The organism is Acidovorax sp. Root219, assembly GCF_001428665.1.
GTDB lineage: Bacteria > Pseudomonadota > Gammaproteobacteria > Burkholderiales > Burkholderiaceae_C > Acidovorax.
Window position 1 is genome coordinate 179,499 of sequence record NZ_LMIJ01000010.1, and the last position, 11,874, is coordinate 191,372.

Sequence of the window (11,874 nt, forward strand, 5' to 3'; positions counted from 1 at the left end):
GCCTGCGCGCCGTCCAAGGAACTGGCGCGGCCCATGCCACACCCCTTGCAAAGCCCCCGGGGAAGACGCGAAGCGTCTCAGGGGCCAGCCGGCTATCTACGCAGCCAGTCAGGTACCTTGAAGCGCACGATGGCCAGATAGGCCACCACGTAGCTGATGACGAAAAGCCAGCAGAAACCCATCAGCACCAAGGTGTTGTTCCAGAACAGGATAGCGGGCACCACGGTGAGCAGCGTGAAGCCCCACAGATAGGGCGAGGTGCGGTTGTTGCGCATGAGCACGCGGCGCGACTCGTCGTCGTGGAACACCCCGCGCACGATGCGCCGGTAGATCAGTTGGTGGAAATGCAGGGCGTCGGCCACCCCGGGCGAAACGCCGCGAACCGCCTTGCGGTAGATCGAGAACACGGTCTCCCAAACCGGGTAGATCAAGAGCAGCATGGGGAACCAGGGAGAGACATCGGCATTGCGCTGTACCAGGGAGATACTGGCCAGGGCAATGACGACGCCCCATACATAGGCCCCGCCATCGCCGGCAAACAGCATGCCTCGCGGGTAGTTCCACACCAGGAAGCCCCCTGTGGCGGCGGCGGTTGTGACCAGTAGCGCCGCCAGGGAGCGGTCCCCGACCTGCAGGGCCACGTGCGCCAGGGCCAGGCAGACGATGATGGCGACCATGCCGGCCAGGCCGTTGTAACCGTCGATGATGTTGAAGGCATGGGGCAGGCCCGCCACGGCCAGCACCACGATGGCCAGGCCCAGCCAGGGGCAGGCCGATAGCAGCATGTCAACCCAGGGCAAACCGATGCGGGGAACGGAAAGATCCAGCAGGAAGATGGCCAGGAGCCCCGAGGCGCCGGTCAGCGCCAGGCGGTAGCGCACGGCCAGCCGCTGGGTCATGTCCTCGGCAATGCCGCCGAGCACGGCAGGCAAGAGCACCAGCAACCAGCTGCCAACCCACCAACCGAGCCGCAGGGAACCGGGGTCCCCCAGGAAAGACTGCAGCATGCCCAGGCCCCAGGCGCTTGCCAGGCCCAGCAGCAAGGCTGCGCCCCCCAGGCGCGGTACGTCCCCCATGTGGAAACGCTGGGGCATGCCATTGCCATACGCAGATGCATGACCCCGCACCCAGCGTACGACGAACCCTGCAGCCATCGCCGCCACCAGAAAACCCACCACAGACAACCAGATCATGAGGCGCCAATCGTAACTGCAGGGACCGTGTCGTTGCGTAACCTCATGTACCCCGGCGTGCCGCCGGTCACACAATCCGTCCGGGCACCAGACAATAGAAATGCGTCTCGCTTCGGATGAGGCACGCCGCGAGGAACCTCGCCCACTCGCCAGGGAAGGCAGGCAAGCGAGGCATTTGCGGGGCTACGGCTGCGGGTCAGAGGGCCAGCCAGGCATTGATTTCCGATACGCTGGCCGCACGCTCATCCCCCGCCAGGGACTGCAGGCGCAGGCGGGAGGCCACGTACAGATAGCGGGCCTGGGCCAGATCGCGCAGCGCAGTGGTCTTTTGCTGCTCGGCGTTCAGCACGTCGAGCGTGGTGCGGGCGCCGGCCTTGAACGACATCTGGTTGGACAGCACGGCCTGCTCGGCCGAGCGCACGGCCTGCTCCAGGGCACTGATGCGCAGTACGCCCTCGGTCATGCCGCGAAATTCGCGGTGCACCCGCACGCTCAGGTCCAGGCGCGTGGCCTCCAGCAGCTCACGGGCCCGCTCTGCACTGGCGACCGCCTGGCGCACCGTGGAGTTGACATAGCCACCGGAATAGATCGGAACGGTCAGTTGCAAGCCTATGGACTTGTTGTCATAGCGCGAATTCACGTTGGTCACGCTGTCGCTGCTGTTGCGCGACCACTGCGCCACCGCGTCCAGTGTAGGCTTGTGCCCGGCCTTGGCCTTGTCGATCTCGAAGGTCGAGGCCTCCAGCCGCGCTCGCAGGGCCTTCACATCAGGGCTGGCCTGCTCGGCACGGGCAATCCAGTCTTCCACCAGGCTGGGGGTGGGCGCCCCTGGCGTGAAACGCGCCAGATCCAGCCGCGCTAGGGTTCCCAAGGGCTGCCCCGTGATGGTCTCCAGCTTGCGGCGGGTGAACTCCACGTTCTGCTGGACTTCGAGCTCCTGCGCATAGGTCAGGTCCAGCCGGGCCTGGGCCTCGTCGATGTCGGTGCGCGTGCCACTGCCTGCCGCAAAGCCCTTCTTGGCCGCATCGAGCTGGGTGGTGTAGGTGCTTTTCTGCGAGCTGACAAGAGCGAGTTGCTCCTCGGCCAGCAGGGCTTCGAAGTAGGCTTCGCCCACACGCACCACGAGACTCTGCTCGGCGCTTTCCAGCGTGGCATCTGCATCCTTCACCACCGCCTCGGCCTGCTTGACCAGCGCGCCGATGAACGGGCGGTACAGCGGCTGGCGAATGGTCAGCCCCTGGTTGCCGCTGTAGTACTTGTTATCTGTCGTGACCGGCTGACCCAGAATGTTCTGGGTTTCGCTGGTGAGGTCGTTCTTGTTGCGGCCCGCAGAGAAAGAAACGTTGGGCAGCCGCTGCGCCTTCGCCTGGGGCAGTTGTTCGCGGTTGGCATCGGCCGCGGCACGCGAGGAGCGGATGGTCGCATCATTGGCCAGCGCGGCCTCATAGGCCTGGCGCAGGTCGATGGACCAGGCGGGCGCGGCCGCCAGCAGCCCGGCCACGGCAGCGGCCATGCAGGTCAGGCGGGATGCATATCCGCGCCGGGCGCAGCCCGCAGGCAGGATGGCATATTGCAAAGTCATTGCATCACTCCTCGGTCATGGACGCCGCCAGCCGCTTGGTCAGCGGGTGCAGCAGATAGGTCAGCATCGAGCGTTCACCAGTCTTGAAGATGACCTCCACAGGCATGCCGGGCTGCAACTGGCGCTTGCCCAGCTTCTTCATGCCTTCCGGCGTCACCTGGATGCGCGCCAGGTAGTAGCTCACATTGGTCTGCGGTTCGGCCAGCAGGTCGGCGGAGATGGACACCACCTTGCCGTTCACCACCAACTGGGGCGAGTGGGCAAAGGACGAGAACCGCACATCCACCGGCAGCTCGGAATGCACGCGGTCAATCAGGTGCGGGGCCACGTGCGCCTCCAGCAGCAGCGAGGCATCCTTGGGCACGATGTCCATGAGCTTTTGCCCGGGTGCAATCACACCGCCCACGGTCTGGATGGCCAGACTCACCACCTGGCCAGAGGCTGGTGCCTTGATCTCGGTGCGCCCCAGGTCGTCGGTGACGGCATGCAGCTTTTCATTGTCCGAGAGCACTTCGCGGCTCACTTCAGCCAGACTGCTTTCGACTTCCTTGCGGTATTCCTGCTGGCGCGAAAGGGCGCGCTGGCGCAACTCACCAATGGTGCGGCGCGCACGGATGGTATTGCCCTGAAGATCGGCAATCCCCGTCGTGGAGTCGGCGACCATGCGCTCCATCTCCAGCTGGCGGTTGCGTGGTGCATAGCCTTCCTTGACCAGGCCACGCAGATTGCCCAACTCTTCATTGATCAGCGACAACTGGCTCTTGCGGCTGGCCAGCATGCCGTCATAGGCCTGCAGCAGGCCTTCCTGGCCCTGGATGCTTTCCTCAATGGATTGCAGGTCGGAACGCAGCAGGCTGCGCCGCGTCATGAACAGCTGTTCCTGGTTCTGCATCTGCTGGCGGATCAGCGGGTCGGAGCCTGCGGCCTGCAGGTCGGCATGGAAGCTGATACTGGCCAGGCCGCCCTGCTCTGCGAGCAGGCGCCCCTGCATGGCGCGCAGTCCCAGGTAGCGTTGGCGCACGGACTCGTAGTTGGCCCGCGCCACGGCCGAGTCCAGGCGGATCAGCAACTGGCCTTCCTTCACCTCATCGCCTTCGCGCACCAGCACCTCCTTGACGATGCCGCCACTCAGGTGCTGTACCGCCTTGCGCTTGGTATCGATGGCAACGATACCGGCAGCCGGCACCCCTTCGTCCAGCGGTGCCAGAGATGCCCACAGCAGGAACCCGCCAAAACCGATGGCCAGCGCCCACAAGCCCATGCGCCCGGCACGGCCGGAGTCCCCGGCTGCGGGAAGCGCCACGGCGTCGTTGCCGTCCAGCGATGGATCCGGCTTCTTATTCAAAGGAAACAATGATTTGACCATGTCAGTATCCGACAGAAAGAGGCATCAATAAAACGAAGTGCAGCGTTGGCGCCGCGCTCATGCGGGCACGGGCTGCAGCCCGCCCGAGGTCGCAGCCGGAGGCGAAGGCTGCGCAGCGGCGGCAGCATGGCCCGCGCGCAGGGCGTCCAGCACCGCGTCACGCGGCCCGTCGGCCACCACCGCGCCGTCCTGAAGGACCAGCAGCCGGTCTGCAACGGCCAGGATCCCGGGCCGGTGCGTGATCAGGAATACCGTGCACCCCTTGGACTTGAGTTCCTGCACCGCGCGAACCAGGGCGGCTTCGCCCACGTCGTCCAGATTGGCGTTGGGTTCATCGAGCACCACCATCACCGGGTCGCCATACATGGCCCGCGCCAGGCCCACGCGTTGGCGCTGGCCGCCGGAGAGGAGATTGCCCGCCTCGCCGATGGGCGTGTCATAGCCCTTGGGAAAGCGCAGGATCATTTCGTGCAGGCCCGCGCTGCGCGCTGCGGCAATGACTTTTTCGGGGTCGACCTGCCCGAAGCGCGCAATGTTCTCGGCAATGGAGCCCTCAAAGAGCTCGATGTCCTGCGGCAGGTAGCCCAGGTACGGCCCCAGTTCCATGCGGTCCCAGCCATCGATGGGCAAACCATCGAGCAGCACCTCGCCCGACGCACCGGGCCAGATGCCCATCAGGCAGCGCGCCAGGGTGGACTTGCCCGACCCCGAAGGGCCCAGGACCACGGTCACCGTTCCCGCTGGGGCTGCCGTACTCACGCCCTTGAGAATGGGCAGCGGCCGACCGGGGGCCGTTGCCACCAGCCCGCGCACCACAACATCCCCCTTGGGCGCAACACGAGACAGTGCCGCATCACGCTCGGGGTGTGTGCGCAGCAGATCCTCCAGGCGCTCGAAAGCGCTGCGCGCACCGATGAAGCTGCGCCAGGTGCTGACCAGCATGTCGATAGGCGCCAGTGCACGCCCCATGAGCACGTTGGCGGCAATCATGCCCCCTGGCGACAGCTGGCCGTCAATCACCAGCAAAGCGCCAATACCGAGTGCAAGCGACTGCTGGCTGTAGCGGATGAGCTTGCTCCAGGCACTGATACGGTGCGTGAGCGCCTGGGCCTGGCCATGCAGCTCCAGAGCCTTGGCATGGCGCTTGGCCCAGTGGGGGCGCAGGTTGTGCACCATGCCCATGGACTCCAGCGCCTCCGCATTGCGCAGCTTGCTTTGCAGATAGGCACCCGACTCCGATGTGGCCTTGGATGCGGCTTCCGATGGCGCTACGGTGTGGCGGTGGCCAAACCATGCCAACGCACCCTGGATCGCGGCGAAGACCAGTGCCGCATAGCCCAGCACGGGGTGCAGAAAGAACAGCACGGCCAGGTAGATAGGAGCCCACGGAATGTCGAAGAACGCCAAAATGCCATTGCCCGTGAGGAACTGGCGGATCTGGATGAGGTCGGTGAATGCGCGCACCACCGAGGCCCCGGTCTGGCTCAGGCGGGCCTCGAAACTGGCGTTGAAGACGCGGGTGCTGAGCACCCCATCCAGGCGCAGGCCGGCATGCACGAGCACGCGCGATCGCATCCACTCGGCAAACGCCATCACGATGAAAAAGAACAGCGTGATGAGCGACATGACGATCAAGGTCAGCTCGCTGCGGCTGGACATGACGCGGTCAAAGACCTGCAGCATGTACATGGTGGGCGCCAGCATGAGCACATTGGCCACCATGCTGAAGATGCCAACCACGATGAACTCCCGCCGGAAGGTCCACAGCGCCTCGGTGAGCTCGCTGCGGTGGAAAAAACCAGTTTTCTTCATGAATGGACTCGCGTGGATATCAGGATGCAGCCAGCGCAGGCGCCGAACCTTGCGGCGTTGCCTGCCGTGCTTGTGCCGGCTGGGCCTGCTGTTGTGCAGCCTGGTTCAAGGCAGCAATGACCTCGTCGCGCGGTCCGAAGACCTGCTGCAGCCCGTCGCGCAGCACCAGCATCTTGTCGGCCACGGCCAGCACGCTGGTGCGGTGGGTCATGATGACGAAGGTGGTGCCGCGCGCCTTGGCCGCCTGGATGGCCTGCGCCAGCGCCGCATCGCCCTGTTCGTCGAGACTGGAATTGGGTTCGTCCAGCACCACGAACACCGGGTCGTCGTACAGTGCGCGGGCCAGCCCCACACGCTGGCGCTGGCCACCCGATAACCGGGCACCATCGGAGCCCACGGGGTTGTCGTAGCCGTGCGGCAGGGAAAGGATGAACTCGTGCAGGCCGACCGCGCGGGCGGCAGCTTCCACCTTGACCATATCGACCTTGCCAAACCGGGCGATGTTCTCGGCCAACGTGCCCTCGAACAGTTCCACGCCTTGGGGCAGATAGCCCATGTACGGGCCCAGTTCCGCCTTGTTCCAGGTGTACACGTCAGCGCCATCGAGCCGCACCTTGCCCCCGGCCGCAGGCCACAAGCCCACCAGCAAGCGGGCCAGCGTGGTCTTGCCCGAGGCCGATGGCCCCACCACCACCAGAACTTCGCCGGGATTCAATGCGAACGCCACTCCACGCAGGATATGGGCAGGGTTGCCAGGCGCCGATGCAATCAGTTGCTCGACCTGGAGCGCGCCCCGAGGCGCAGGCAGGGCCATGTTCACTGAAGCAGCAGGCAGGGCTGTCAGCAACTGGTCCAACCGCATCCAGGCATCCCGCACGTTCACGACCGTCTGCCACTGCGTCACCACCTGGACCAAAGGGGCCAGCATGCGCCCGCCCAGGATGGACGCGACGATCATCATCCCCGCGCCGCCATTGAGTTCGTTGCGCAAAAGCAGCCAGGCACCCAGCCCCAGCAGCAGCGAACTCAAGGTGTTCTGCACGAACTTGGAGAGCGCCTGAAAGCCGCCTGCGCGCTCCGATGCCAGCGCCTGCAGGCGCAGGAAATCACGCTGCTTGTTCTGCCAGCGCTTGTGCGTGTCGCGCAGCATGCCCATGGACTCGATCACCTCGGCATTGCGCAGTGCGCCGTCGGCGTATTGCTGCGCAGCAATCGAGCTGCCATTGGCCTGCATCAGCGGCGGCTTGGTGGCACGTTCGTTGAACCAGGCCACGATCACCTGCAATATCCCGAAGGCGAGCGCCGCCCAGCCCAGCACCGGGCTGATCATGAACAGGAGCACCATCATCACCAGCGCGATGGGTGCTTCCATCACGGCCAGCAGTGCTGGCGAGTACAGGAAGTCGCGCACCATACGGAAGTCATTGAGCGGCTGCTGAGACCCCCCGGGCAGGCGCTTGAGGCTGGCTTCGAAGATGGCGCCGAAGACACGCCCGCTCATGCGGTGGTCGAGCTCTACGCTGGCAGAGCGCATCACCTCACTGCGCGCCCATTCCAGCACCTCCATCAGCACGTAGGCCCCCAGCACCAGCAGCGTGAGCATCACCAGCGTAAGGTGGTTGCGCGTGTTCACCACCCGGTCATAGACTTCCAGCATGTACACAGAAGGCGCCAGCACCAGCAGACTGGAGAAGACGCTGAACCAGCCGGAGCGCACGAAAAAGGGCCTCAGCGAGGAAATCGCCTGACGCAGTTCAGAGGGAGGGAGGTTGGGTTTCATACTGTCTCGTGGACCATGATGTATTCGGGGATCTCGCCGTCGGGCAGGGCCTGGTCGGGCGCTGGTGCAGCGCCGTCGGACTCGCTGCCCAGCAAAAAGGACAGTTCATAGACGCCGTCGGCCCGCTGCGACAGGACGATCTCGCGCAGCTTGCGTTCGTGAAAGCTCGCCTCGTCCTCCGGACGCAGCGCCAACTCGAAGCGCATGCGTCCATCCAGCGTGAACATGGACAGCTGCCCGCCCTTGACGCTCAAGGTGTGGCGGTCGAAATACACCGGGCAGGTGTCTGCGAATTGCAGCAGGGGCAGCGGCTTGTCGCCCAGGCGCGCCAGATTGAAGGGACTGGCGGGGTGCTGAAAAATCAGGCGCCCGGTGCGGGACACAGAATAGATGGCGTTGCACACCATTTGCGACCCCATCTCGGGAAACTGCTCGCGCAACTGCCTGTACGTCAGGTGATGCAGCGCCACCCGGTTCCACACCCGCGTCTGCTGCACGACCGGTGCCAGCGCATTGCAGACATTGGCAAATCCCGTCTGCAATGCACGCAGCCGCCCCACCTGGTCGGGCGTGGCGTTGAGCGGAATGCGCAGGAGGGAATTCATATAGGGAGCGGAGTGTAGCAGTTCCTATATGAATTTTTCTCCCCCAACCAAAGGCACTCGCCGCGCCGGAGTGACCTGAATCACAGTCAATAGAAGATGCAGCCCAGGCACACGCCACCCTGGGCGGAGAAAAACCCAGCGTCAGGGCATCGAGCGCCCGGCGTGGTCAGACGTAGTCGAGCCCCCGTGTGCTCAGCCCCACCAGGTCGATATGGGTCGCATTGATGTCCAGGTTGGCCACTGCCACCGTGAACGAGGCATTGGTGTAGGTACCCGATCTGATCAGGCCGGCCAGCGACTGCACCGTGGCGGCGTCGGCCGACGCCCCCACCACGTTGCCGAACAGCAGTACCACCACCTGCTCCGGCGTTGCCGAAGCACCCAGCACCGCATTCAGGCCCAGTTGCGCCAGTTGCAGCTGCGACGTGCCCGAATCCACCACACCGAGCACCGCCCCCACAAGTTCGCGGCTGCCCAACCCTGCCGGACCGACCAGCGCCCCCAGCAGGCGCGCCGTCGTGCCCGCCGCGCCATCCAGGTCCAGCGCCACCGAGCGGTCCGAAAAGCGCACGCGCTCGATCTGCACCAAGGTGTCCGTACCATCGCGGCCCGCAGTGCCATCCACCAGTTGCCAGCCACCATCCTTGCGGGTGAGCGAGTAGCCGCTGCGCGCGCCGTGGGCCACCAAGGTGTCTACACCTCCCGCACCGTTGAATGTCTCGCTGGCCTGCGTGCTGGTAAGCACGTCCGGCCCCGCAGTACCACTGGGCTGGCTGGCGAAGTTCAGCGTCGGGCCGTTCGTGGAATTCATGCCCCAGGTCCCGCCCAGGCCATCGCGCCCGTAGATCCAGTCCAGCGCCAGTAGATCAAATGCCTGGAACGTGGTCTTGTAGGGGCCAGCACGTGTGTACGACATGACGGTGTTGTTGGTGTTGTCCTGCGCCGATGGCAACGGCCGCGAGGAGTCGAACGGGTGCGCCAGCCCCAGCGCATGCCCTACCTCGTGCAGCAGCACCTCGTAGCCGGCACCGCCCGCCGTGGGCTGGTTGTTGATGCCGGCATGCTCCACGTTGTCCAGGTACACCACCGACTCCGCATTCAGCTGGGTCAGCGTCTGGCTGCCGTTGTAGCTGTAGTTGTAGAACGTCGATGCCAATCCCGCCGTCGATGCCCCCGGGATATTCGTCGCAACAAAATGGAGGTCCGCCTGGGCCGAGCTGCCCACCTCGGTGAACACGATGCCCGTGACCGCCGCCGCATGCTGCAGTATCTGCCGGGTGGCCTGCTGCTGCGCTGTGTTGAATGCCGTGATCGGACGCCCCGCATCGGAAGCCGCCACGCTGCCGGGGCTTGCGTCAAACGTGTAGTAAAGCACCTTGCGGCCATCGGGGAAGAAGTTCCACGGCGACGGGTTGTCCAGCAGGGCATCGGCCTGCGGGTTGCCGGAGTACACGATGCGCTGGAGATCGGAGACGTTGGCCATGGCAGGGCTTTCTTGCGTGTGGTCATCTCCTTCCAAAACCGCCCCAGCCCGCCGTGAAGCAGGCAGCAAGTCAGTGTGAAAAGGCAGGATCTGGCCGCAGGGTGAATCGCTGCACCACTGTATCACCGGCGCCCACACGCCGTTGATACAGAAAACCAATGATCACCATCCGGTGGTGCAGCGAAGTTATCACCCACCGGAGTGCAGACCACCAAAGCAAACGCCGCCCATCCGCAAGGCGGATGGGCGGCGTGAATGCGGTTTTCGGTGCCTTACTTGCCTGCGGGCTTGTCGGCAGAAGGCTTGCCCGGCTGCGGCACAGCCTGGCGAAACAGGTTCTCCAGATCTGCGCGTACCTTTTGGGGGTCCAGACCGGAGGGCGAAGGCGTAGGGGTTTGGTTCGGTGTATTCATGCGCTTACGTTATCACCGTGGCCAGCGTGCCGCCGCATTAACCCTGCAAATGTCTCTGTTAAACGGGCACTACGGATTGTGAGCCAGGCTAACCCATAGGGCTCAAAAGCAGGGCCAAATTGCTGGAAGACTTCGCCGAAATTGCCTCCATCGCTATCAAAAGCATTGCAAACCTGGCGAAGAGCCACATGGTTGCGAAGAACAATCTGTCACCCCTCAGACAATCGCGACGCAATGCAAAAAGCCCCGGCACCTTGGGTGCCGGGGCTCGAATTGGGCAGGACGCGGACACTTCAAGCGCCTTGCGGCGTCTGCCTGCGCAGTTATTTCGCCAGGTTCCGGAACACTGAAGGGCTCTCCGCCTGGCCCAGGCCGGTGCCTTCGGCAATCGGCAGTTCGCGGGCCACGCTGCTAGACGATACGTTCGCCATCACCGAATTGACCGGCGCCACGCCCACCGACCCATCGGCCAGCACCGTCAGCTCATACACCGTCCAGACATTGTTGGAGCCGGTATAGGGTGCGGCCGGGGGCGTGAAGGTATAGGCCTGCCCATTGGAAAGCTCCAGCCGCACGTTGGCATTCGACGTGCCGAGGTTGCCAGAGCCCGCATAGTGGTGCACCGAATAGCGGTAGACGCCCGGGCGCAGCGCGCTGGCTGCGCTGGCCGTGGGCGGGCAGGTCACCGTTTCCGGGCCATAGGACGAGATGTCATCCACATCGAGCGCGCACATGTCGCCGGATGTCTTGGCGCCAAAGTACACATGCCAGCGCGAATTGGCGCTAGCAGCCGGGCCCGTCAGGTGCGAATCCAGATCGCGCGGGTTCTCACCCCAGGTCAGGATGGTGCGGAACTGGCCGGCAGCCAGCCCGCCCGCGCTGCCGCTGGCTGGCGACAGGGCCACCGCCACCTGGTTGGGGGCGGAGCAGTTGAGCAGCACCGTCTGGTTGGCGGGCGAATAGTTGGGCGCCGTGGTGGTCACGGTGAAGAAACCTTGTGCCAGCCCCGCGAAAGAGGCCACGCCCTGTGCATTGGTGGTGGCCGAGCGCGTGCCCAGCGTCACCGACGCATTGGCCAGGGGCTGGTTCGCGCCCCGCAACGCATCGAACACCGTCACCTGGGCCGTGGCGCACTGCACCGAGCCCGACCCGCCGGTCTGCTGCAGCCCCACCGGCACCAGGTGCAAGGTGGCAGGGTCGAAGCGGAACAGGATGTTGTAGTTGGATTCCACCGTGGTCGTGGTGCCCGGCTGCTGCGGGTTGGGCACCGGCACCAGCAGGCGCAGGTTTTCCAGCAGCACGTCCGTCTGGTTGACGCCCGCGCCACGCGTGCCGGAGAAATCGATGACCTGTGCCTGCGCACCAAGCGCCAGGGCTGCGGACGCGGCGACCACTGCGCAACGCGCCCAGCGGGCAATGCCGTATGTGTTCATGAAACCAGCCTCTCGTTGAATTGACCGCGGAGCGTAGGGGATAACTGCCGCCGTGCCAAATCACCGCCAATGCGCAAAAGAACACTTTTACAAACATTAAACCGACAAAGCGCGACAGATTTCGCAAAAACCGCCATTTTTGCAGCGCGGCCTGTTTCAACTTGATGGGTGAATCAACGATTGGGAACAATTTTGTGGGCTTCGTCC

General features: G+C 64.6%; 9 protein-coding genes. 1 reads left to right on the forward strand and 8 read right to left on the reverse strand.

All coding sequences use genetic code 11. The annotated features are described in order from the left end of the window. Positions 1-92: 92 nt before the first annotated feature. From ASE28_RS09195 to ASE28_RS09225, 7 genes are all read right to left on the reverse strand, one after another. Positions 93-1,193, reverse strand: a complete 1,101-nt coding sequence (locus ASE28_RS09195; RefSeq protein ID WP_057200068.1) for a glycosyltransferase — start codon at positions 1,191-1,193, stop codon at positions 93-95. Positions 1,194-1,389: 196 nt separating this feature from the next. Beyond that, positions 1,390-2,775, reverse strand: a complete 1,386-nt coding sequence (locus ASE28_RS09200; RefSeq protein WP_057266344.1) for a TolC family outer membrane protein — start codon at positions 2,773-2,775, stop codon at positions 1,390-1,392. A gap of 4 nt (positions 2,776-2,779) precedes the next feature. After that, on the reverse strand, positions 2,780-4,141 hold the full coding sequence (locus ASE28_RS09205) for an HlyD family type I secretion periplasmic adaptor subunit (RefSeq protein WP_057266345.1): 1,362 nt from the start codon (positions 4,139-4,141) through the stop codon (positions 2,780-2,782). 57 nt (positions 4,142-4,198) lie between these two features. Further along, the gene (locus ASE28_RS09210) at positions 4,199-5,953 is read right to left on the reverse strand and encodes a type I secretion system permease/ATPase (protein ID WP_057266346.1); all 1,755 of its coding nucleotides are present in this window, start codon (positions 5,951-5,953) and stop codon (positions 4,199-4,201) included. 19 nt (positions 5,954-5,972) lie between these two features. Continuing rightward, positions 5,973-7,733 (reverse strand): type I secretion system permease/ATPase, encoded by a 1,761-nt coding sequence (locus ASE28_RS09215; RefSeq protein ID WP_057266347.1) that lies wholly within the window; start codon positions 7,731-7,733, stop codon positions 5,973-5,975. Further along, positions 7,730-8,338 carry a hypothetical protein gene (locus tag ASE28_RS09220; RefSeq protein WP_057266348.1) on the reverse strand — a complete coding sequence of 203 codons (609 nt, stop codon included), beginning with the start codon at positions 8,336-8,338 and terminating at the stop codon, positions 7,730-7,732. Before ASE28_RS09220 ends, ASE28_RS09215 begins: the two co-directional genes overlap by 4 nt. Positions 8,339-8,504: 166 nt before the next feature. After that, positions 8,505-9,821 carry a M12 family metallo-peptidase gene (locus tag ASE28_RS09225; RefSeq protein ID WP_057200062.1) on the reverse strand — a complete coding sequence of 439 codons (1,317 nt, stop codon included), beginning with the start codon at positions 9,819-9,821 and terminating at the stop codon, positions 8,505-8,507. A gap of 532 nt (positions 9,822-10,353) precedes the next feature. Here ASE28_RS09225 and ASE28_RS32910 point away from each other — a divergent pair. After that, positions 10,354-10,584 carry a hypothetical protein gene (locus ASE28_RS32910; protein WP_235516081.1) on the forward strand — a complete coding sequence of 77 codons (231 nt, stop codon included), beginning with the start codon at positions 10,354-10,356 and terminating at the stop codon, positions 10,582-10,584. On the opposite strand, the gene ASE28_RS09230 is transcribed toward ASE28_RS32910, so the two are convergent. After that, positions 10,558-11,667 carry a carboxypeptidase regulatory-like domain-containing protein gene (locus ASE28_RS09230; protein ID WP_057266349.1) on the reverse strand — a complete coding sequence of 370 codons (1,110 nt, stop codon included), beginning with the start codon at positions 11,665-11,667 and terminating at the stop codon, positions 10,558-10,560. The two genes, ASE28_RS32910 and ASE28_RS09230, sit on opposite strands and share 27 nt — an antisense overlap. Positions 11,668-11,874: the final 207 nt, after the last annotated feature.